The 21,790-nt window shown below is 73.7% G+C and carries 21 protein-coding genes; 9 read left to right on the plus strand and 12 right to left on the minus strand.

The window, feature by feature from the left end; all coding sequences use genetic code 11:
• Positions 1–11 precede the first annotated feature (11 nt).
• Positions 12–2,924, minus strand: a complete 2,913-nt coding sequence (locus tag FKD65_RS45835) for a hypothetical protein (protein WP_240809686.1) — start codon at positions 2,922–2,924, stop codon at positions 12–14.
• A gap of 272 nt (positions 2,925–3,196) precedes the next feature.
• On the opposite strand from FKD65_RS45835, the gene FKD65_RS31355 reads away from it, so the two are divergent.
• The 3 genes from FKD65_RS31355 to FKD65_RS31365 all read left to right on the plus strand — a co-directional run bounded on the left by FKD65_RS31355 (position 3,197) and on the right by FKD65_RS31365 (position 5,319).
• Positions 3,197–3,778 (plus strand): RNA polymerase sigma factor, encoded by a 582-nt coding sequence (locus FKD65_RS31355; RefSeq protein WP_141581602.1) that lies wholly within the window; start codon positions 3,197–3,199, stop codon positions 3,776–3,778.
• Positions 3,775–4,827: an LCP family protein gene (locus tag FKD65_RS31360; protein ID WP_141581604.1), complete on the plus strand. Its 1,053-nt coding sequence runs from the start codon at positions 3,775–3,777 to the stop codon at positions 4,825–4,827. The genes FKD65_RS31355 and FKD65_RS31360 overlap by 4 nt, the downstream gene beginning before the upstream one ends.
• A gap of 72 nt (positions 4,828–4,899) precedes the next feature.
• A complete protein-coding gene (locus FKD65_RS31365) occupies positions 4,900–5,319 on the plus strand; it encodes a CBS domain-containing protein (protein ID WP_141581606.1) in 420 nt (139 codons plus the stop codon).
• A 58-nt stretch (positions 5,320–5,377) separates the two neighbouring features.
• Here FKD65_RS31365 and FKD65_RS31370 read toward each other — a convergent pair whose 3' ends face one another.
• Positions 5,378–6,535: an aminotransferase class V-fold PLP-dependent enzyme gene (locus FKD65_RS31370; protein ID WP_368367146.1), complete on the minus strand. Its 1,158-nt coding sequence runs from the start codon at positions 6,533–6,535 to the stop codon at positions 5,378–5,380.
• A gap of 124 nt (positions 6,536–6,659) precedes the next feature.
• On the opposite strand from FKD65_RS31370, the gene FKD65_RS31375 reads away from it, so the two are divergent.
• A complete protein-coding gene (locus tag FKD65_RS31375; RefSeq protein ID WP_141581611.1) occupies positions 6,660–8,540 on the plus strand; it encodes an ABC transporter ATP-binding protein in 1,881 nt (626 codons plus the stop codon).
• A gap of 29 nt (positions 8,541–8,569) precedes the next feature.
• On the opposite strand, the gene FKD65_RS31380 is transcribed toward FKD65_RS31375, so the two are convergent.
• The 5 genes from FKD65_RS31380 to FKD65_RS31400 form a co-directional block, all read right to left on the minus strand.
• Positions 8,570–9,004 (minus strand): SRPBCC domain-containing protein, encoded by a 435-nt coding sequence (locus FKD65_RS31380; RefSeq protein ID WP_141581613.1) that lies wholly within the window; start codon positions 9,002–9,004, stop codon positions 8,570–8,572.
• 69 nt (positions 9,005–9,073) lie between these two features.
• Positions 9,074–9,865: an ABC transporter permease gene (locus FKD65_RS31385; RefSeq protein WP_141581615.1), complete on the minus strand. Its 792-nt coding sequence runs from the start codon at positions 9,863–9,865 to the stop codon at positions 9,074–9,076.
• 219 nt (positions 9,866–10,084) lie between these two features.
• Entirely contained in the window at positions 10,085–11,029 is a 945-nt protein-coding gene (locus FKD65_RS31390) for an ATP-binding cassette domain-containing protein (RefSeq protein WP_141581617.1), read from the minus strand.
• Complete coding sequence (locus FKD65_RS31395) at positions 11,026–11,337, minus strand: helix-turn-helix transcriptional regulator (protein ID WP_141581619.1); 312 nt, start codon at positions 11,335–11,337, stop codon at positions 11,026–11,028. The genes FKD65_RS31390 and FKD65_RS31395 overlap by 4 nt, the downstream gene beginning before the upstream one ends.
• The gene (locus FKD65_RS31400; protein ID WP_141581621.1) at positions 11,334–11,693 is read right to left on the minus strand and encodes a VOC family protein; all 360 of its coding nucleotides are present in this window, start codon (positions 11,691–11,693) and stop codon (positions 11,334–11,336) included. Before FKD65_RS31400 ends, FKD65_RS31395 begins: the two co-directional genes overlap by 4 nt.
• 103 nt (positions 11,694–11,796) lie before the next feature.
• Here FKD65_RS31400 and FKD65_RS31405 point away from each other — a divergent pair, with 103 nt between their 5' ends.
• Complete coding sequence (locus tag FKD65_RS31405) at positions 11,797–12,717, plus strand: NADP-dependent oxidoreductase (protein ID WP_141581623.1); 921 nt, start codon at positions 11,797–11,799, stop codon at positions 12,715–12,717.
• 33 nt (positions 12,718–12,750) lie between these two features.
• Here FKD65_RS31405 and FKD65_RS31410 read toward each other — a convergent pair whose 3' ends face one another.
• Both FKD65_RS31410 and FKD65_RS31415 read right to left on the minus strand, forming a co-directional pair.
• Positions 12,751–13,584: a hypothetical protein gene (locus FKD65_RS31410; RefSeq protein ID WP_141581626.1), complete on the minus strand. Its 834-nt coding sequence runs from the start codon at positions 13,582–13,584 to the stop codon at positions 12,751–12,753.
• Positions 13,585–13,660: 76 nt separating this feature from the next.
• Complete coding sequence (locus FKD65_RS31415; protein WP_141581628.1) at positions 13,661–14,476, minus strand: hypothetical protein; 816 nt, start codon at positions 14,474–14,476, stop codon at positions 13,661–13,663.
• A gap of 167 nt (positions 14,477–14,643) precedes the next feature.
• On the opposite strand from FKD65_RS31415, the gene FKD65_RS31420 reads away from it, so the two are divergent.
• The 4 genes from FKD65_RS31420 to FKD65_RS31435 all read left to right on the plus strand — a co-directional run bounded on the left by FKD65_RS31420 (position 14,644) and on the right by FKD65_RS31435 (position 17,160).
• Complete coding sequence (locus FKD65_RS31420) at positions 14,644–14,889, plus strand: hypothetical protein (RefSeq protein ID WP_141581630.1); 246 nt, start codon at positions 14,644–14,646, stop codon at positions 14,887–14,889.
• The gene (locus tag FKD65_RS31425; RefSeq protein WP_141581632.1) at positions 14,886–15,359 is read left to right on the plus strand and encodes an SRPBCC family protein; all 474 of its coding nucleotides are present in this window, start codon (positions 14,886–14,888) and stop codon (positions 15,357–15,359) included. The genes FKD65_RS31420 and FKD65_RS31425 overlap by 4 nt, the downstream gene beginning before the upstream one ends.
• Positions 15,360–15,508: 149 nt before the next feature.
• A complete protein-coding gene (locus FKD65_RS31430) occupies positions 15,509–16,117 on the plus strand; it encodes an RNA polymerase sigma factor (RefSeq protein WP_141581634.1) in 609 nt (202 codons plus the stop codon).
• The gene (locus FKD65_RS31435) at positions 16,114–17,160 is read left to right on the plus strand and encodes a CU044_5270 family protein (protein ID WP_141581636.1); all 1,047 of its coding nucleotides are present in this window, start codon (positions 16,114–16,116) and stop codon (positions 17,158–17,160) included. The genes FKD65_RS31430 and FKD65_RS31435 overlap by 4 nt, the downstream gene beginning before the upstream one ends.
• A 145-nt stretch (positions 17,161–17,305) precedes the next feature.
• Here the strand turns inward: FKD65_RS31435 and FKD65_RS31440 are convergent, their stop codons facing one another.
• The 3 genes from FKD65_RS31440 to FKD65_RS31450 form a co-directional block, all read right to left on the minus strand.
• Positions 17,306–18,055, minus strand: a complete 750-nt coding sequence (locus tag FKD65_RS31440; protein WP_141581638.1) for an SDR family NAD(P)-dependent oxidoreductase — start codon at positions 18,053–18,055, stop codon at positions 17,306–17,308.
• Positions 18,056–18,218: 163 nt separating this feature from the next.
• Complete coding sequence (locus FKD65_RS31445) at positions 18,219–20,900, minus strand: AAA family ATPase (protein WP_141587195.1); 2,682 nt, start codon at positions 20,898–20,900, stop codon at positions 18,219–18,221.
• Between the two features lie 70 nt (positions 20,901–20,970).
• Positions 20,971–21,735 carry an NIPSNAP family protein gene (locus FKD65_RS31450; protein ID WP_141581640.1) on the minus strand — a complete coding sequence of 255 codons (765 nt, stop codon included), beginning with the start codon at positions 21,733–21,735 and terminating at the stop codon, positions 20,971–20,973.
• Positions 21,736–21,790: the final 55 nt, after the last annotated feature.

A 21,790-nucleotide genomic window follows, 5' to 3' on the forward strand; every position in this document is an offset into this window, starting at 1 on the left:
GCCCGAAACGGCTAGCTGAGGCGGGTCAGGCGCTTGATGACGGACGGGGCCCGTCCCGTGCCGACCTTCACCGGCACCCGGGCGGCGCCCGCCTCCACCACACCGGCCTTCGTGCCGCGCTCGGGCTCGGCGGGCGGGTCGCCGTCGAACCCGACCGGCACGGTCAGGCCGGGCCAGCCGACGACGCTCACCTGGGACGTGGCGGTCAGCGCCTTCCGGCCGCCGAGCCCGTCGTCGAGCCAGGCGACCGTGTCCCCGGCGCGTGCCAGCGGCGCCGTCACCAGCGCCTGCTCGGCCGCGACGAGGATGCCCTCCGCCGCGTTGACGGCGTCCGCGGCGCTGGGGGAGCGCTGGCCCATCACAGCGCCGACGATCAGGGTCTGCGTGCCGCCGACGTTGCGGTGCGCGGCGAACACGAAGTTCCCGCCCGCCGCGTCGGTGTATCCGGTCTTGCCGCCGACCACGCCGTTGCGCCCGAGGATGAAGTTGCCGCCCTGCCGGGGCGAGCCGCCGCCGTCCGGCACGTACATCCGGTTGTTCACGATCTCGGTGAACGCCGGGATCTTCATCGCCGCCCGCAGCAGCTTCACCTGGTCGGCGGCGGTGCTGACGGTGCCGGAGTCGTAGCCGCTCGGGTCGGTGTAGCGGGTGCCGGTCATGCCCAGTGTTCTCGCCGCGTCGTTCATCTTCGCCACGAACGGCTGGTCGCCGCCGGAGTCCCAGCGAGCCAGCTCGTGCGCCACGTCGTTCGCCGAGATGATGAGCAGGGCCTCCAGGGCCTTGCGCTGCGTCAGCCGCTGGTTCGCCGTGACGCCGAGCAGCGATTCGCCGCGCCTCTTGCGCGCCGGGATCAGCGCCGCCGCCTGCGGCGACACCGTCAGCACCGGCCCGGGCCGACCGGATTCCAGCGGATGTTCCCGCAGGTACACGTAGGCCGTCATCACCTTGGCGACGCTCGCCGTGGGCGTCGGCACCGCTCCGCCCGACGAGCCCATCGTGCCGAGCCCGTCCACGTAGAGCACCGCCTGGCCCGCCGCGGGCCAGGGCAGCGTCGGCGCCTGTCCGGGGAAGGTGTGGTTCGAAGCGATGGCCAGCCGCACCGTCGGCTCGGGCGGCGGCCGCAGCAACTGCCCGCCCACGACCCCGGCCACGAGGACCAGCATGGCCGCGACGACGACGAGCCAGCGCCGCTTGCCCTTGCGCTTCTCGGCCGTGGCGGGCGCGGGCGCAGGCAGCGGCGGGCCGGGCGCAGGCAGCGGCGGGCCCGGCTGGCCCGGCGGGGCGGCCGTCCCGTCCCAAGGCACGCTCCACTGCCCGGACGTCCGCGCCGCCGGAGCCGGGAGTGAGGCCTCCCAGGGCCCGCCCTGCGACAGGTCCGGCAATCGCTCGACCCGCGTGGGCCCGGCCGAGGAGGGGGCGCTGCCACGGACGTCGCCGGGTGCGTCCTGCGGGGGCGCCGGTGCTGCCGCGCCGTGGGGGCTTTCGGCCTCGGGCGGCGCGGAATGCCGTTGCGGAGCGGGCAGCGCCCGGTTGCCGCGCACATCGCGGCCGTCGCCGGGACGTTCCTGCGGCCGCCGCGGAGCAGGGCCGGTGCGGGGGGCCGGGCCCTGGCGACGCTCGGTGCCGGGGGGTGCCGCGTGCCGCGACCGGATGGATGGCGCCGCGCTACCGTGCTCTTCGCGAACGTCGGCGGATGCTTCCTGCGGGCCCGCGGGCGCGCTCTGGGAGCGTCCGGCGTCGGGCGGCGCCTGTCGCCCCCGGCCGCGTGTTTCGCGGACGTCGCCGGGGTGTTCCTGCGGTTGCGGCGGCGCGGAGGCCGCACCCTGGGGGCGTTCGGTGCTGGGGGGTGCCGCCTGCCACGTCAGCCTCGGCGGCGCCGGGTTCTCTCGCGCCTCGCGGACGTCGCGGGGTGTTTCCTGCTGCGTCGCGGGCGCCGGCTGGGGGTGTTCGGTCTCGGGCTGCGCGTGGCGTGCCCGGTCACCGCGTGCTTCACGGCCATCGCCGGGACGTTGCTGCGGTTGCGGCCGCGCGGAAGCCTGGCCTTGGGGGCGTTGCGTGTCGGGAGGTGCGGTGTGTCGCGTGGGGGTCGGCGGTGCTGCGGTCCCGCGTGAGTCGTCGACGTCGCCAGGACGTCCCTGCGGTTGCGATTGTGCGGAAGGCGCGGCCTGGGGGCGCTCGGTCGCTGGACGTGCCGCGTGACGGCCGCTGGTTCGGGGGGTTGCGGCCGAGGGCGGGGCTTCGCCGGGCTGCGGAGGCGCGCCGGGGGTGTGTTGTGCGCCGGACTCCCGGCGCGCCCCGGACTCGGCGGGGGCGCCGGGCTCCGTGGGGGCGCCGGGGGCCGGGGGCGCGCCGTGCCGGGGCGCCCGGAGGTCGCGCGTCGCGCGGGATTCGCCGGGGCGCTCCTGCGGTTTCGCCTGGGTGGTGTCGGGCGGCCGGATCGGCTGGGGCGCGGTGGCCTGGGTCGCGTCGTCGCCTGGGGGCTCTTCGGCCGGGGGCTCTTCAGCGGGGGCCTCATCCTGAGGAGAGGCGGCGGCGTCCTCCTCCTGGGACGGCTCCTCATCCTGCGCGGAAGAGGACGTGGCACGCCAGGGCTTGGTCTCCGGGGGCGGAGGCGCGGCGGGGGACGGTTCGTCCCGTTCGGGCTCCTCGTCCTCGGAGGGAGGCGTGAACTGGACGTACCAGGTGGGGCCCGAGGGCTTCTCACCCGGATCGCCGCCGGCCTCGTCACCGGACTCGCTGCCCGCCTCGTCGCCGGACGCCTCCTCCTCGGACGCGTCGGCGGCCTCGTCGCCGGGCTCGTCCTGCGGCTTGGCGGGACGGCGGACGGCGATGTCCGGACGGGTCAGGTCGACCTTCGCCGGCACGCGGAACTCGGCCGTTCTGTTGCGCGCCGATTCCTCGCCCAGTTCGGCGTCGTCGCCCACGTGCAGACCCCCTCTGCTCGTACCCCGACAGGCGGCGGAGCGGTCCTGGCGACAACCCCGTGCATATGAGGATGCGCATTTTATCGGGAAGGTTCGCCGGATTCCGTATCAACGGCGCCGTGTCCCGGACCAGTCGCGAACCGGCCCGATCGTGACCCCGTTCCAATCGTGGTCCGGCCCCCCGGCGTGAACCCGTGGGGCGGGTTGCGGAGATACACCGCTGACAACGTCCCCGCACGGGAAGGCCCGGTGCGCATGCCATGGTGGTCGCGATGACCGTTCCCCCGACGGCTCGGGAGTGCGACGCCGCTCTCATCGAGAGTTCGCTCGCCGATCCCGAGGCGTTCGCCGCGCTGTTCGACCGCTACTCGGCGATGATCTACCGGTACGTCTCCCGCAGGCTCGGCCCCGAGTCCGCTGAGGACGTCGTCGGGGAGACCTTCCTGGTCGCGTTCAGCAAGCGGCACCGCTACGACCTGGAGCAGCGGGACGCGCGGCCGTGGCTGTTCGGCATCGCGACCAAGCTGGTCGCGCGGCACCACCGGGCGGAGGCCGCCCGCTACCGGGCACTGCGGCGGAGTCCGGTGGACGGCCCGGTGGAGGGGCCCGACGACCGCGTGGCCGCGGGGGTGACCGCGTCGGCGACGCGTCCCGCGCTGGCGGCGGCGCTGTCCGGCCTCGCACGCCGCGATCTGGACGTCCTGCTGCTGGTGGCCTGGGGCGACCTGTCCTACGAGGAGGCGGCGCGGGCGCTCGGCATCCCGGTCGGCACGGTCCGCTCCCGCCTCAACCGGGCGCGGCGCAAGGTCCGCGCGGCGCTCGGCGACACCGACCCGACGCGCGAGGAGGCGTGACCGTGGACGACCTGGAACTGCTCCGCGACCTCGGCCGCGACCTGGAGCACGAGCCCCCGCCGTCCCTCGCCCGGCAGCGGAACCGGCTGCTGGACGGAGACCGCCGCAGGCGCCGCGGCATGACGTGGTGGACCGGCCTCACGCCTTGGACCGGCATGGCGCGGCGGACGGGCGCTGTGCGGTGGACGCTGTTCGGCCTGGTCGCGGCGGTGACGGCGGCCGCGATCCTCGTCCCGGCCGAGGTGCTGCACGGGCGCGACGCGAGACCCGCCGCAACGAAGTCGACCGCGCCCGCGGCGCCCGGGACCCTGAACGTGCTCGTCCTCGGGCTGGACGCGGGCTACGGCGGCCCGCCGCGCTCGGACACCATCATGCTCGTGCACATCCCCGCGGACCGGAAGAAGTCGCAGGTGGTGAGCATCCCACGGGACGTCCCCGTGGAGCGCCTCGCGTGCGGCCGGACCCTCGCGCAAGGGGGGACGATCAACACGGCGTTCACCCTTGGCGGCGCGGCCTGCGCGCGGAAGACGGTGGAGTCGCTGACCGCCGTCCGGATCGACCAGACCGTGACCATCGACTTCAGGGGATTCAAGGGGATGGTGGACGCGCTCGGCGGGGTCGAGATCACGCTGCCGGCGTCGGTCGACGACCAGAGGTCCGGGCTGAAGCTGACCCGGGGCAGGCACTGGGTGGGGGGCACGCAGGCGCTGGCCTACGTCCGGATGCGGCACGGCCTCGGGAGCGGTTCCGATCTGCACCGCGTCACACGCCAGCAGCAGTTCCTCGCCTCGATGGCGCGGCGGGCCAGGGAGATGATGTCGCGGGACCCGGTGCGGTTCGCGCGCTTCCTCGCCGTCGCCGCCCGTTCGGTCGGCAGCGATCCGAAGCTGGACGCAGGGGCGCTGCGGACCCTCGCACGCGGGTTCGACGAGAGCGACGGGGTCGACCTGCGCACGATCCCGGTCCGTCCCGCGCCTTCCGACCCGAACCGGCTCGTGGTGGCCGTCCCGGAGGCGCGGCGGGTGCTCGCCCCGTTCCGGACGCGATGAGTGAGGCCACGTCTGCCGGGTAGGGGCCGCATCGATCCCGGCTACGACCCACGAGCAAGGAGTGTGTGAGCGATGGCCACGAAAGTCCGCGACATCATGACCGGCTCGCCGACGTCGGTGTCGCCGGAACTCGACCTCGTGACCGTGGCGCGTGCGATGCGCGACGAGGAGATCGGGGCGGTCCTGGTGGCCGAGGGCGACGACCTGAAGGGCGTCGTCACCGACCGCGACCTGGTGGTGCGCGGGCTCGCCGCGGGCGGCGACCCCGCCCGGGCGAGGATCGGCGAGATCGCCAGCAAGGTGACCGCGACCGTCGGACCCGACGACTCCCTCGACAAGGCCGCGCAGATCATGAGGGAGCGGTCCGTGCGGCGGCTCCCCGTCATGGAGGACGGCCGTCCGGTGGGCATCGTGTCCATCGGCGACCTGGCGATCGAGAAAGACTCGGCGTCGGCGCTCGCCGACATCAGCGCGGCGCGCTCCAACACATGACCTGCCCGCCCTAAGACGCCCCTTGGGGCCCCAACCCGGCCCCCGAGGGCGGCCTTAGTCAAGGCAGCACGGACAGGAGCCGGTCCAGTTCCTCGTCAGTGTTGTAGTAGTGCACGGAGGCCCGCACGGCCGCTGGACGGACGTGCGGGTCGAATCCGTGTGAGAGCGGGTGGGTGACGTTGATGTTGACGCCGCTCTCTCTCGCCTCCGCCTTGACGGCCGCCGGGTCCTGGCCGTCCACGGTGAACGTGACGATGCCGGACGGGCGGGCGCCCTTGTCCAGGACGGTGACGCCGGGGCGGGCGGCCAGTTCCTCCCTGAGCCGGGCGGCGAGGCCGAGGACGCGCTCCTCGATCGCCGCCGTCCCCAGGCCGGCCGCGTAGTCGGCGGCGACGCCCAGCCCGATCTGCCCGGCGACGTGCCGTTCCCACGTCTCGAACCGCAGCGCGTCGTCGCGCATCTCGAACCCGTCCGGCGCCTTCCATTCGGCGGCCTGAAGGTCCAGGAACGGCGGGACGAGCGTCCGCAGGATCTCCCGCCGGACGTAGAGGAACCCCGTGCCGCGCGGGCCGCGCAGGAACTTGCGCCCGGTGCCCGACATGAGGTCGCAACCGATCTCGTTGACGTCCACGGACAGCTGCCCCACCGACTGGCACGCGTCCAAGAGGTAGAGGACGCCGTGCTCGCGGCAGAGCCGTCCCACTTCGGCGGCCGGGTTGACGAGCCCGTTCTGCGTGGGGATGTGGTTCAGCGACACCAGGCGGACGTCGCCCTTGGCCAGTTCGGCCTCCAGCGCGTCCAGCGAGAGGGTGCCGTCGGCGTCGTCCGGGACGACTTCCACGCGCGCGCCCTTGGCTGTTGCCACCTGTTGGTAGGCGATCGTGTTGCTGGAGTACTCGCTCGTCGTCGTCAGAATGCGGTCGCCCTCCGCGAAGGGGATCGCGTAGAACGCCATGTCCCAGGCCCGGGTGGCGTTCTCCACGAAGGCGATCTCCTCGCGGCGGGCCCCCAGGAGCCTCGCGACGGCGTCGTAGAAGCGCGCGATGAGGGCCTCGTTGCGTTCGGCCGCCTCGTACCCGCCGATCAGCGACTCCAGTTCGAAGTGCCCTGCGACCGCGTCGATGACGGGGCGCGGCGGCAGCGCGGCCCCGGCGTTGTTGAGATGAGCGACCTTCGCGCAGCCGGGGGTGTCGGACCGGATCTCGTCGATGTCCACAGGCAGCCCTTCCTCCGCGGAATGTCGTACCCCCGCGGGATCCTTGGATCCGGCGGCGGCTTGACCTCAACCTTTCTTGAGGTCGCATGCTCGTTGTTCCAGGCTAACGATCACAGGGGTCTCCATGGACATGGAAGTCACGGCGTGGATGTCGCTGCACCACGCCATGAACGCACGGGACAGCAGGCCGTTCTCCCGGGCGACGCTGCGGCGCATCGGCCGGTTCGCCCGCCCGCACCGGGGGCTGCTCACGGCCTTCCTGCTGCTCAGCGTGGTGATGGCGGTCATCGCGGTGGCGACGCCGGTGCTCGCCGGCTGGGTCGTCAACGCGATCGTCGACCATGAGGCGACGTCCACCGTCGTGTGGCTCGCCGTGCTGATCGCCGCGCTGGCGCTCGCCGAGGGCTCCCTCGGGCTCTTCAACCGCTGGCTGTCCGCGCGCATCGGCGAGGGGCTCATCCTCGACCTGCGCACCGCCGTGTTCGACCACGTCCAGCGCCAGCCGGTCGCCTTCTTCACCCGGACGCGCACCGGAGCCCTGGTCAGCCGGCTCAACAACGACGTGATCGGCGCCCAGCGCGCGTTCAGCGACACCCTTTCCGGAGTGGTCAGCAACCTCGTGACCGTCTTGCTCACCTTCGCCGTGATGGTGCGCATCTCCTGGCAGATCACCCTGCTCGCGCTGGTCCTGCTGCCCGTCTTCGTCCTTCCGGCCCGCCGGATGGGCAGCCGCCTGGCGAAGCTCGAACGCGAGGCCGCGGCGCACGACGCCGCGATGAGCACCCAGATGACCGAGCGCTTCTCCGCCCCCGGCGCGACGCTGGTGAAGCTGTTCGGGCGCCCCGCCCGCGAGTCGGACGAGTTCGCCGCCCGGGCCCGCCGCGTCCGCGACATCGGCGTCCGCACCGCGATGGTGCAGCACGTCTTCATCACGGCGCTCACGATGGTCTCCGCGCTCGCCCTCGCGCTCGTCTACGGCGTCGGCGGCTTCCTGTCCCTGCGCGGCCACCTCGACGCCGGCGCCGTCGTCGCCCTGGCCCTCCTGCTCACCCGCCTCTACGCCCCGCTGACCGCCCTGGCCAGCGCCCGCGTCGAGGTGATGAGCGCGCTCGTGAGCTTCGAGAGGGTCTTCGAGGTCCTCGACCTCAAGCCGCTCGTCACTGAGAAGCCCGAGCCGCGCGACGTCCCCGAAGGCCCGGTGGCGGTCGAGTTCGAGGGCGTCACCTTCGCCTACCCCTCCGCCGACAAGGTCTCCCTGGCCTCCCTCGAAGAGGTCGCCACCCTCGACACCCGCGGCGGCGTCGACGTCCTGCACGACGTCTCGTTCCGCGCCGAGCCGGGCCAGATGGTCGCCCTGGTCGGCTCGTCCGGCGCGGGCAAGTCGACGATCGCGCAGCTGCTGCCGCGCCTCTACGACGTCGACTCCGGCGCCGTCCGGCTCGGCGGCGTCGACGTCCGCGACCTGTCGTTCCAGGCCATCCGCGACACGCTCGGCATGGTCACGCAGGACGGGCACCTGTTCCACGAGTCGATCCGCGAGAACCTCCTGCTCGCCCGCCCCGAGGCGACCGACGAGGAGCTGTGGGACGTCCTGCGCCGCGCCCGCCTCGACGCCCTCATCGAGGGCCTGCCCGACGGCCTCGACACCATCGTCGGCGAGCGCGGCTACCGCCTGTCCGGCGGCGAGCGCCAGCGCCTCACCATCGCCCGCCTCCTGCTCGCCCGGCAGCGCGTGGTGATCCTGGACGAGGCCACCGCCCACCTCGACTCCACGTCCGAGGCCGCGGTCCAGGAGGCCCTGACCGAGGCCCTCGACGGCCGCACCGCCGTGGTCATCGCGCACCGCCTGTCCACCGTCCGCGCCGCCGACCTGATCCTCGTGGTGGAGAGCGGCCGCATCATCGAACGCGGCACCCACGAGGAGCTCCTCGCCGCGTCCGGCCGCTACGCCGACCTCTACCGCACCCAGTTCGCCGACAACCCGCCCCTCGAACCCGTCGCCTGACCTCCCGCTCCTCACCGATCCGCGCGGGGTCAGCGCAGGTCGGTGAGGATGTCGCGCAGGGCGCGGAAGATGCCGGTGCGCCAGCCGCTGCCCATGCCGCGGAATGCGTAGGCGTTGACGGGGTCGTCCGGGTCGAAGCCCGCGTGCTCGACGAACAGGCGGGTGCCGCGCCCCTCGGGGACGAGCCGCCACGTCACCGTCGTGTCGAGGCCGCCGCCGCGCCAGCTGATGCGCAGCAGGCGCAGTTCCTGGACGTCGAGGACGCGACACGCGATCTCCCCGTCGAAGCCGATCGCCGGGATCGGCTTGGCCGCGAAGGTGAACCGGTGCCCGACGACGGCCTGGAAGTCGTTCGGCATCAGCCAGCGGGCCAGCAGATCCGGCTCGGTGAGCGCCCGCCACACCTTCGCGGGCGCGTGCGGCAGGAACTCGTCCACCTCGATCGAGCCCCGCTCACCGCTCATCTCCGCCCCCTCCACGCCACCCCCACTACCAAGTCCCCCTCTTCTCCCGCGTCCCGCTCTGGTGCCAGGTCATGTCTTGCGGAAGCGGGTGACGGCTACGGTGGCCGATGCCAGGACTATGGCGGTGGTCCAAGCCAGGGCCCGCCACACGTAGTACCCGGTCCCGTGCGCGAGGGCGGCGTCGCCCTGGGTGAGCACTCGCACGGAGTCCATCATGACGGTGACCGGCTGGTGCTCGGCGAAGCCCCGCAGCCATCCGGGCATCGTCTCCACGGGGACGTAGGCGCCGGACACGAAGCTCAGGGGGAGCGCGAGGAACCCCACGCCCTGCGCGGCCTGCGGGTTCGCGGTCAGCAGGCCCAGCGCCACGAACATCCACACGAACGCGAACCCGAACAGGACGCACAGGCCGAGCCCGGCGAGCGCGGGCCCCCAGCCGGCGTGGACCCGGAACCCGACGGCGAACGCCAGCGCGGCGCTCACCGTGAGGATCAGCGCGACCCGCACCGTGTCGGCCGCGACCTGGCCCGCCAGCGCGGCGGTGCGCGGCATCGGAAGCGACCTCAGCCGGTCCACGTAGCCGGACGCGAGGTCCTCGGCGACCGCGACCGCCGCGCTCATCCCGGCGAACAGCCCGCTCACCGTCAGCAGCCCCGGGATCATGTAGTCGACGTATCCGACGCCGCCCGTCCCGATCGCGCCGCCGAACACGTACCGGAAGATGAGCAGGAACGCGACGCTCTGCACGAGCCCCATCACGATGATCTGCGGCGTCCGGAGCGTCCGCCGGATCCCGCGCTGGGAGACCACCCACGCCGCCGCCCAGAACCCCACCCCGCCGGGAGCCCGCGTCACCGCCATGGCGTCCCTCCGATCGGGCCGCTTCCAAGCCCCGGCCGGGCAGAGGCCTTCGACCGGTATGCGCGCCGTTCGGCCTTGGTGGTCATTGCGGGTTCCCTTCTTGCGTCGGCCCGCCCCGTCTGCGCGGTGAGCGGTCTCCGGCGGGGACCCGTCTGGTTCGGTCCCCGGTGTGCGCTGTCTTCGGGAGGGGACGGCCTCGACCGGTCCTCGCGTGAGTGGTCATGACGGGGTCCGTACGGGGGTGGTGGTCAGGGCTAGGAAGACCTCGTCGAGGGTTGGGCGGCGCAGGGTGATGTCCTCGATGGTCACGTGGTGGGATGCCAGGGCTCGGACGGCCTTCAGGAGGTCGTCGGGGCCGTCCTCGGCGGTCATCGTCACCAGGAGGGACGACGGGTCGGTGTGGACGGGGGCGATCGGCTCCAGGGCCCCGGCGGCGGTCGCCATCGCGGCGCGGTCGCGGACGTGGACCTCGACCAGCTCGCCGCCGATCCGCGCCTTCAACTCCCGGGGCGTGCCCTCGGCGGCCACCCGGCCCCGGTCGATGATCACGACGCGGTCGGCGAGGCGGTCGGCCTCGTCGAGGTACTGGGTGGTGAGCAGGACGTTCGTCCCGCCCGCCACCAGATCGCCGATGGCGTCCCACAACTCGATGCGTCCGCGGGGGTCGAGGCCGGTTGTGGGCTCGTCCAGCAGCAGGAGCCGGGGCGAGCCGACCAGGCCGGCGCCGAGGTCCAGGCGGCGGCGCGTCCCGCCCGAGTAGGTGCGGACGAGCCGGTCGGCCACCTCGCCCAGGGACAGCCGGTCGAGCACCTCGGCCGCGCTCGCGCGGGCGGCCCGGCGGCCCTGGCCGAACAGGCGGGCGACCATCTCCAGGTTCTCGCGTCCCGTCATCGCCGCCTCGACCGCCGCGTACTGGCCGGCGAGGCCGATGAGCCGCCGCACCCGGCCCGGTTCGCGGGCCGCGTCGACGCCGTCCACGCGCAGCGTGCCGCCGTCGGGCCGGACGAGTGTCGCCACCGAGCGGACGAACGTCGTCTTCCCGGCGCCGTTCGGGCCGAGCAGCGCGACGACCTGTCCCGGTTCGGCGACGAGGTCGAGCCCGTCGAGGGCCCGGACGCTCCCGAACCGCTTGACCAGCCCGGCCGCCTCGACGACGGGGGTCACAGGTCCTCCTCGTCCAGGAGGTCGCGCAGGTTGGAGAGCTTCTCCCGCCAGAACCGCTCGTAGGGGGACAGCCACTGCGAGAGCTCCCGCAGGGGCGCGGCCTCCAGGCGGTAGAGGCGCTGCCGGCCGCTGCGCCGCTCGCTGACCAGCCCGGCGTCGCGCAGCACCTTGAGGTGCTCCGACACGCTCGGCCGGCTCATGGAGAAGTGCGCCGCGAGGTCGTTGACCGGGCGCGGCCCGTCCAGCAGGAGCGCTGTGAGCTCCCGCCGGACGGGACTGGCCAGGGCCGCGAAGACGTCCACCGTCACCGCGCGGCCAGCACGATGCCGTTGCCGTCGGGGTCGGTCAGCGTCGCCTGCCGCCCCCAGGGCAGGTCCTGCGGGCCCTCGACCTCGACCCCGGCGGCGCGCAGGTTCTCGCAGTCCGCGTCGAGGTCGGACGTCTCCAGCATGAGCCCGTGGACGCTGCCGGGGACGGCGCCGGGCACGTGGTCCGCCAGGACGACGCTCGTCTCCGCGCCCTTGGGCGCCAGCTGGAGCCAGCGCATCGGACCCGCCGAACGGTCCGCGACGACCTCGAAGCCCAGCTTGGTCGCGTAGAAGTCCTTGGCCGCGTCCTGGTCGGAGACCGGCACGGTCAGCAGCCGCACATGCGTGATGTTCATGCGCCCGAAGATACGTAGGGGATTTCCTACCTGTCAAACGTAGGGAACCGCCTACGTGTCGGGCGTCATGTTTGCCGTGCCGGTCGGGTGGCAGGTTGAGGGAATGCGCGCCCTCACCTATGACTCCTTTGCCAGCGACAACTCCCGCCTGCGGGTCGGGGACGTCCCGGATCCGAAGGTCGGTCCCGGCCAGGTCCTGATCGAGGTCCGCGCGGCGGGGGTCAACCCCGTGGACTGGAAGGTCATGGCCGGCGGCCTGGACGGGATGATGGACGCGATGTTCCCCGTCATCCCCGGTTGGGACGTCGCCGGCGTCGTCCGGGGGAAGGGCCCCGACACACCGGACTTCGCCGAGGGTGACGAGGTCATGTCCTACGCCCGCAAGGACGTCGTCGGCGCCGGGACGTTCGCGCAGTACGTCTCTGTCGCGGCGGACGACGTGGCGCGCAAGCCCGCGGCCCTCGACTGGAACCAGGCGGGCGGGCTGCCGCTCGTCGGCATGACCGCGCAGCGCTCGCTCGACCGCCTGGAGGTCGGACCGGGCGACGTCCTGCTGGTCCACGCGGCGTCCGGCGGGGTGGGGAGCCTGGCCGTCCAGATCGCCCGGGACCGGGGCGCCCGCGTCATCGGCACGGCCTCGGAGCGCAACCACGACTTCCTGCGCGGGCTCGGCGCCGAGCCCGTCGCCTACGGGGACGGTCTGGTCGAGCGCGTCCGGGACCTGGCGCCCGCCGGGGTGTCCGCGGTCGCCGACTTCGTGGGGGGCCAGCTCGACACGACCCTCGCCGTCCTGGCCGAAGGCGGACGGCACGTGTCGGTCGCCGACAACACGGTGGACGAGCACGGCGGCCACTGGATCTGGGTCCGCCCGAGCGGGGCGAAGCTCGCCGAGCTCGCGGCCATGGCGGACCGCGGCGCGCTCACGGTGGAGGTCGCAGAGACGTTCCCGCTGGAGAAGGTCGGTGAGGCGTTCGACGCCAGCCGCGGCGGCCACACGCGCGGCAAGCTCGTCGTGACGCCGTAGCCGTCGCAACATCCCGAGCGGCCAGGGGCAGCGTCAGCTCGACTTGCGTGCCAGACCGGCTCGCTGGGCCCGCTCCTGGCGCTCGGGTCCGGCCTCCCGCCGGGCGGTGTCGAGCGCGGCCCAGATCTCGGGGCGCACGAACATCAGCTCGCCCGTGTCCGGGACGAGGATCACGCCGCCGAAGGGCTCGTCCCCGGCGAACCAGACCCCGCGCTCGATCCCCGCGGGCCACCGGTCGGAGTGCAGCGGCTCCCGGGCCGACATGGGCGGGGAGCCGGCCCCGCCAAGCGTCAGCGAACGCACCCCCTTGGGGCGGAGGTTCGCCTTCCGCACGGGGGCGCGGAACTCGAAGTCGTAGACCTCCAGCACCCGGGCGCACTTCCGCATGGAGAGGATCTGGGGGAGCCAGAACCTCGTCCCCATCGGCAGCGCGATCAGCCCGGCGCCGAGGAACGGGCCGAGGTAGCCGATGCCCACGACGGCCGGCACGACCAGCATCACGGCGCCCGTCGCCATGACCAGCAGGTAGCGCCTGACCAGGACCTTGTAGTGGTACTTCACCGGGCCCCGGCGGTCGGTGCCGTCCGTGGCATGGGGGACGGCACCGCCGAACGGTCCGTAGAGCAGCGTTTGGAGGGCCAGCAGCACCACGATGGCGAGCCCGAGCATCCCGGGGATCGCGATCCAGAAGAAGGTGTCGCTGCGGATCGCCAGAAGGAGCACGTAGGAGACCGCGAAGCCCGCCGTCAGACAGGTCGCCCGCCGCAGCCGCGCCTGGCGGCCGCCTTCCACCGGCGGTCGCCCCTCCGTCCGCGGCTCCCCGCCGAAGTCGCCGGTGCCGCCAGGTGCCGCCGATCGCTCCGGCATACCGCTCCCTCCTTCGGCTTCCGAAAGGTACGAGTCGTTCAAGATAGTGGCAATCGTCGCAAGCGCACGGTCAGATCTACTTGCGTGCCAGGCCTGCCCGGCGGGCCCTTTCCCGGCGCTCGGGTCCGGCCTTTCGCCGGGCGGTGTCGAGCGCGGTCCAGTTCTCGGGCCGCACGAGCATCAGCTCGCCCGTGTCCGGGACGAGGATCACGCCGCCGAAGGGCTCGTCCCCGGCGAACCAGACCCCGCGCTCGATCCCCTTGGGCAACCGGCCGGTGAAAAGCGGATCCCGAGCCGACATGTGCGCGGAGCCCTCAGTGCCCAAGTCCAGGATGAGCGCCCCTTTGCGGGGCAGGCCCACCCGCTTCACGGGGGCGCGGAACTCGAAGTCGTAGACCTTCAGCACGCGGGCGCACTTGCGCAGGCAGACGATCTGGGGGAGCCAGAACACCGTCCCGTACGCCAGTGCCGCCGGGCCTATCGCGAAGAACAGGTCGAAATGGTGGACGCTGACAACGCGCGGCAGGACCATCATCGCCCCGCAGGCCACGACCAGCAGCAGGAACCGCCCGATGAGGATCCTGTAGTAGTACCTCGTCGGGCCCCGGCGGTCGGTGCCGTCCGTGGCATAGGGCACGGTGCCGGCGAACGGCCAGTGGAGCAGGACGAGCAGCGCGCCGAGGCCCACGCCGGCGAGTCCGAGCATTCCGGGGATCGCGAGCCAGAAGCGACCGCTGAGGACCGGCAGTGCGAGCCCGTAGGAGACCGCGAAGCCCAGGACGAGAAAGGCCGCCACCCACAGCCGGGTCCTGCGGCTGCGGGCCGTCCACGGTGGCCCGCCCGTCCGCGGCTCTCCGCCGGTACCGCCAGATGTGACCGAGGGCTCCGACATACCGCTCCATCCCCTGCTGTCCGCCACGTCGCGGATCACGTGGTCGTCCAAGGTACGGGTGGTCGTGCCGACCTGGCCACTCGCGCTGCCGTCCGGCCCTGCTCAGGGATTCCCCTCCGGCGAGCCCCGGCCGGCGAGCCCCGGCGGCAACCTGGTAACTTGGTAACATGGTAAAAGTTGAGCGGGTGCAGACCGGCGTGCGGATCGAGCGCAGCGTGCTCAAGGTCCTCAAGGCGCTGGCCGAGTACCTCGACCTGTCCCTCGGCGATCTGGTCGAGGGCATCGCCCTGCACGCCTTCGAGGGCAAGGCCCCCTTCTCGCCGGACACGCTCGCCAAGATCGAGCAGCTCAAGGACGTCTACGGCCTCACCCTGACCGCCGCGGACGCGCACACCCTGGACGAGTCGCGATGAGCGGCGTCCGGCACCGCCTCACCGGCCGCATCACCGTTCCGCTGCCTCCGGCCGAGGCGTTCCCCCTCTTCACCGCACGTGGCGAGCGGCGCTGGGTGCCGGGGTGGGAGCCGTCCTTCCCCGCGCTCGCCACCGACGACGCAAGGCCCGAGACGGTCTTCCAGACCCGTGCCGACGACCGCACGACCACCTGGATCGTCGTCGAAGGGGCGCCGGGACGGCACATCCGCTACGCACGCGTCACTCCGGGCACCAGCGCGGGAACGGTCTCCGTCGTCCTCGACGAGGCGGACGGGCACAGCGAGGTGACCATTACCTACGAGCTCACCGCGCTCTCCGACGAGGGAGCCGCCCACCTGCACGCGTTCGCCGACGAATACCCCGCCTTCCTGACGAGCTGGCAGGACGCCATCGCCAAAGCCCTCCAAGCCGAAACCCTGCAAGGCGACGCCCCGGGCCCGGCCGCCTGACCGCACCTGTCCGCGAGATTCCCAGGAGGGACACCGAAGGTCCGCACGCGCATCCGAGCCGCCCCGCATGCAGAGGGAACCCGTTCGCGGCGACCGGTCGAGTACCGGATGACAGCCAACGAAAGGACCCCCATGAGCGGACGTGGCCCATGTTGACCACGCCTTCCGGGACGGAGCCGGACGTCCCTCCCGGCCCGGTGACCGACGCCGCGGTCCTGCGGGAGTCGCTCCGGCGGCCCGAGCGCTTCGCGGAGATCTTCGACCGGCACGGCGACGAGATCCACCGCTACGTCGCCCGCCGCCTCGGCCCCGCCATGGCCGAAGACGTCGTCGCGGAGACGTTCCTGGCCGCGTTCCGCAAGCGCGGGCGGTACGACCCCGGGCGGCCGGACGCGCGCCCGTGGCTCTACGGGATCGCCACGCACGCCCTGCGCGAGCACCGCCGGGCGGAGGCCCGCCGGAACCGGGCCTTGGCCCGCGCGGTGCCGGCCCGGCCGGAGGAGAACTTCGACGACCGCAGCACCGCCAGGGTGGCGGCAGGCCGGCTGCGGCCCGAACTCGCCGCGGCCCTCACCCGCCTCTCGGCCGCCGACCGCGACCTGCTCCTGCTCATCGCCTGGGCCGACCTGAGCTACGACGAGGCGGCCCAGGCCATCGGCGTCCCCGTCGGCACGATCAAGTCCCGCCTGCACCGGATCCGCAAGAAGCTCCACCGCGCGTTCGGCGGCGCCCACCCCCTCCAGGAGAACGCGACATGACCACCGACGAGATCACCCTGTTCCGCGAGGGCCGCCCGGACGTGCCCGAGTACGACCGCATGGCCAAGGCCCGCCTGCGCGTCCGCCTCAGCGATGACGCGCCCGCCTCCCCGGCCCGGCCGTGGCGGGCCCGCCGGCGCCTCCTCACGGCGGGAGCCCTCACCGGGGCGATGGCGGTCGCCGCCGTCGTCGCCATCGGACAGGACGACCGGGAGTCCGAGCCCGTCGCTCTGCGTCCGGTCGGCAGCCCTCAGGACCTTGCCCGCAACGCCGCCCTGGTCGCGGCGACCAAGCCCGTCCCGAAGCTCGGCCCGGCGCAGTGGGCCTACGTGAAGACGGTCTACGCCGAGACCCAGGAAGGCGGTGGACGCCCCCTCTTCGGCACCCCCGCGAAGACCCGCACCCAGGAACTGTGGCGCCGGACGGACGGCGAGCGGTTCGCCGTGCTCGAGAACGGGAAGCTGCGCGTCGCCGAAGGCTCGAAGTACACCCCGTCCTATCCCGAACTGCTCTCCCTGCCGGCCGACCCCGGCGCCGTGCTCGCACGGATCTACAAGACGGTCGACGCAGAGTACGCCCGGCGTCTCGCGGAGTGGAGCAAGCCGATCCCGGAGGGGCTGCCGAAGCGGACACGCGAGAAGTACGCGCTGATGAAGAAGGCGAAGCCGCGGCCCCCGACCGCCGAGGAGCGCGACTCCGCGGCGTTCGAGTTCGTCACCCGCTCCATGCGCGACGCCGTCCTCCCCTCGAAGATCGAGGCGGCGCTGTACGGCGCCGCGGCCAGGATCCCCGGTGTGCGCTACGAGCCCACGGCGGCCGATCTCGGGGGTCGCCGCGGGGTCACCCTCTACCGCGTCGAGAACGGCTACCTGCGCAGTGAGATCTTCATCGACCCGAAGACCTACGCCTACCTGGGCTTTCGCGCCATGGTCGTGAAGGACCACCGGGAGCCCGGCCTGCTGCCGGTGAAGCGGGGGCAGATCACGGGCTGGGGCGCCCTGACGGCCTCGGCCTTCGTCCCGAAGCCGGGCGGCCGCGGCTGAGCCGGGACGGCATGCCGGGATGACGCCTCGCCCGGTCCGGGGGTGCGGACCGTCGGAGCGGGCGAGGCGTCATCGCCCCCGCCGCGCCGTCCACCGGTCCGCGAGAGCACGGGATCGGACGGGACGGTGCCGAGAAGGTCCGCCGTCAGTCGACCAGGGCGCCGGCGGAGATGTTGACCTGCGTCGAGGTCAGGCTGGCGGCGTGGTCGGAGGCCAGGAAGGCGGCGACGCGGCCGACGTCGGTGAGCGTCGCGGCGCGCTTGAGCAGGGTGGCGTCGATCATCTGCTGCTTGATCGGCTCCATGTCGGGGATGTCCGGGAAGCCCTCGGGGATGCCGCCGGTCCGCATCGACAGGACGCGCACCGAGTGCGGCCCGAGCTCGCACGCCCACTGGCGGCGCATCGCCTCGACCATGTCGCAGCCGACCTGCACCGTCCCGATGCCGGGCATGCGGTTGGTGGGGTCGGAGCCGCCGAAGTGCAGGATCACGCCGGAGCCCTGCTTGACCATGTGCCGCGCGGCGGCCTTGGTGGTCACCAGGAACGAGCGGGCGACCTTCTCCATGGCCTGCCCGAACTCCGCCGCCGGCATCTCGATCATCGGCTTGAAAAGCGCGTCCTGGGAGATGACGTTGACGGACACGTCGATGCTGCCGGCCGTCTCCACGACCGAGTCGACCCAGCCGTTGACGGCGTCCTCGTCCAGGGCGTCCACGCGGGCCGTCTCGGCGAGGCCGCCGGCGCCCCGGATCTCCTCGGCGACGGCGTCGAGCGTGGCGGGGGTGCGGCCGGCGAGGAACACGCGAGCGCCCTCCGCCGCGAAACCGCGCGCCATGGCGCCGCCGATCGTCCCGCCGCCGCCGTAGATCACCGCGGTCTTGTTCTCCAGAAGCATGGTGTTCTCCGTTCGTTCGAGGTGGCTCGACGTTAGGCGCCGGGGCTGCGGGGCCGCATCGGTCATCGAACGGGTGTGCAAGAACGCTGGTCAGAACGGCTATACGGGATCTCGGGGCCGCGCGGGCGGGGCGACCGGCACCCGGGGCGCCGGTCAGGGTAGGTCAGGTGTCCGATACCAGCCGGGCCAGCTCCACGCGGCGGGTGACACCGATCTTCGGATACGCCTTGTAGAGGTGGTGCCCGACCGTCCGGGGGCTGAGGTAGAGCTGCGCGCCGATCTCCCGGTTGCTGAGCCCGGCGGCGGCGAGCCGCACCACCTGGAGCTCCTGCGGGGTCAGCCGCTTCAGGGGATCGGCGTCCCCGGACCGGGCCGCCGGGCGGTCGCCGAGGACCTCCAGTTCGGCGCGGGCGCGCTCGGCCCAGCACTCGGCGCCGAGCCGGGCGAACGCCTCCCGCGCAGCGGTCAGCTCCTCCCGCGCCTCGGTGCGGCGGCGCCGGCGGCGCAGCCACTCGCCGTACAGGAGCCGGGTCCGCGCGGCGTCGTAGGCGCGGTCGCCGTGCAGGCCGAGGGCGGTGCGGTAGTGCTCGTCCGCCTCGTCGCCGGCGGCGAGCAGGGCGCGGCACCGGGAGACCAGGGCCGTGCTGGACGCGGCCGCCGCCCAGGTCTCGAACGCCGGAAGGTGCGTGCGGGCCAGCTCCGGTCGCCCCGCGCGCACCGCCGCCTCCGCATGGTCGGGGACGGCGCGGATCAGCACGTCGTGCCGGGCCGGGCCGGAGCACACCGCGTCCAGCCGCGCCAGGGCGCCGGCGGCGTTCCCCTCGGCGAGGTCGAGCAGGCCGAGGCCCCAGGACGCGAGCGCGGCGTTGGTCGGGTGCAGGTCGGCGTGCCCGAGGACGTCCGGCGCCAGGGCGCGGCTGCGCTCGGCGTCGGACTCCAGCCGTACCGTGATGCACTTCAGTGCGGTGACCTGCATGTCCATGCCGATGTCGGAGGCCAGCGACATGCCCTCGGCGGCGACCGCGTCCGCGCCGCGCAGGTCGCCGAGCAGCACCCGCCCGATCGCGAGCGGCTCCAGGATGTAGGGGAGCCAGCCGAGCGCGCCGCGGGCCCTGGCCTGCGCCGCCATCTCCTCCAGCAGCGCGGTCGCGCCGCGGTCGTCGGCCACGAGCAGGCCCATGAAACCGCCGATGAGGCGCTCGACGACGTCCTCGACCCCGCCACCGCGCGCCGCCTCGAAGAGGGCCCGCATCGGGGGGACGGCCCCCGGGGCGCCGTCCGGCAGCCGCCCGTAGGCGATCAGCGCGGCGGCCACCGGCGCCTTCGCCGAGCCCGCGGGCAGCCGCACCTTGCGGAGCAGCTCGACGCTCTGCCGCACCAGGTCGTGCGCCCCGGCGTCCCGCGCCGACCAGACGGCCTCCGTCAGCATGGCCACCGCCTGCTCGGGATCGCTCTCGGCGATGAGCGCCGCGCCCCGCAGCGCCAGCTCCGCGTCGGCGGCCGGCGAGGTGCGCTCGTAGGCGACCTGCGCGCGGATGAAGGTGGCCTCGGCGACGACGCCGTCCTCGGCGGTGAGGTGCTCGGCCTCCTCGGCGAGGCGCGCGGCCTGGTCGGGACGGCCCGCGTCGTAGGAGGCCCGCGCCGCGTGGACGAGCCGCCGGGCCTTGCCCTCCGGCTCGGTGCTGAGCCGCGCGGCGCGCTCGTAGGCGGTGGCGACGGCGGCCGTCCCGCCGCGCAGCTCGGCGCGGTGCGCGACCCGTTCGAGCTCGGCGGCGACGTCCTCGTCCGGGCCGGTCGCGGCCGCCGCCAGGTGCCAGGCGCGCCGGTCGGCGTGCTCGTCGCCGCCGAGGACCCGCGCGAGGGCGCCGTGGACGTCGATCCGCCGGTGGTGCGCCGCGTCCTGGTAGGTGACGGCGCGGATGAGCGGGTGCCGGAACCGCACCTCCTCGCCGTCCAGGACGACGAGACCGGCCTCCTCGGCGGGTTCGAGGTCGGCGGGGGTCAGACCGAGCGCGTCCCCGGCGCGCAGGACGATGCCGAGGTCGGCGGTGCCGTCGGCGGCGACCACCAGGAGCAGCCGGCGGGTGGCGTCCGGCAGCTCGGCCAGCCGGCGGCGGAACGTCTCCTGCACCCGGCCGCCGACCGGCAGCGGCCCGGCGGGACGGGCGGGACGCGACCGCAGGGCGTTGCCGAGCTCGATGAGCGCGAGCGGGTTGCCGGCCGCCTCGTCCAGCAGCCGCTCCCGCACCGGGACGGTCAGGCCGGGCGCGCGCGCCGCCACCAGGTCCTCGGCGGGGCCGCGCTCCAGCCCGGTCAGCCGCAGCACTTCGAGGCCGCGGTCGGGGAACGGGCGGGCGCCGTCCCGGGCCGTGAAGATCATGGAGATGGGGTCGGCGCCGAGCCGGCGGGCGGCGAACAGCAGCGCGTCCAGCGAGGCGTTGTCCAGCCACTGCGCGTCGTCGACCAGGCACACCAGCGGGCGGTCCGCGGCCAGCTCCGACAGGAGCGTGAGCGTGGCCGCGCCGATGAGGAAGCGGTCGCCCGCCGGTCCCGACCCGAGCCCGAACGCCGACCGCAGCGCCGCCGCCTGCTGCTCCGGCAGCGCGTCGAACCGGTCGGCGTAGGGATGCAGCATCAGGTGCAGCCCGCCGAACGCCAGCTCCGACTCGGACTCGACTCCGGAGCCGCGGACGACCCGCATGTCCCCGGCGTCCGCCGCGACCTGTTCGACCAGGGCCGTCTTGCCGATCCCCGCCTCGCCCCGGACCACCACCGTCCTGCTCCGCCCGGCTCGGGCGTCCTCGAGCAGGCCGGAGAGGTGGTCGAGCTCGCGGTCTCGCCCCATGAGCACGGGACCACACTACAAGCCGCACCCTGCACAAAGACGGACGAATCGACCACCGCGCCGGGATGGTTCAGCGCAGCGCCGAGCGGCCGGTCGGGGCCAGGGTCAGCCGCTCCGGCGGCGCCGGGGAGCCGGCGGCGAGGGCGGGCAGGAGCCGTTCGGTCCACTCCGGCGACCGGGCCAGCCGGTCGAGGTGGTCGCGCACGCGGGCGGCGTTCTCGAAGACCGTGAACCAGACGAAGACGTTCGCGTCTTCCCGGACGGGGAGGAGCGGAAAGGTGTTCTCGGCCGGTTCGGTCTGGAACCGGGCGACGGGAGCGGCTCCGAGGCCGGTCAGGAAGGGCGCGACCGCGTCGCCGAAGTAGGCCGCGAACGCGGCGTCGACGGGGGCCCCGCGGTGCAGGATCGTCGCCGTCACCCGCGACTCGGGAGGCGCGGCGCCGACCGGCGGCCGCCCGCCCGCGGGCGCGAAGCCGGAGCCGGGCTCCACCGGCCGCAGCAGCAGGACGTCATCGGAGTCGATCATGGTCTCGGCGGCGGCGACGCCGTGCTCCTTCCAGGCCGCGCCTTCCAGGTAGAAGGCGGTGAGTCCCGCCTTCCGCGCCTCCATGTCGCGGAAGCCGCGCAGCCACACGTACCGGTCCGGGTCGGCCTCGTCGTGGAACTGCCCGATGACGCGCATCCCGACGGCCTCCTGGGTCTCGACGAACTCGCGGTCGAAGAGATCGGTCAGGACGGCCCGGCCCCCCGGCCGGAGCGTGTACTGCCGCAGTTCGACGACGGAGCAGAGGTGGTCGACCACGGGATCGGACGTGGGGCTGGGGGTCTCGGACATGGCTCGTTCCTTGCGCGAGGAGTGTTGTGGGAGTCCACGGTCGCAGCCCGGCGCG

It is taken from the genome of Actinomadura sp. WMMA1423 (genome assembly GCF_006547145.1).
Taxonomy (GTDB): domain Bacteria; phylum Actinomycetota; class Actinomycetes; order Streptosporangiales; family Streptosporangiaceae; genus Spirillospora.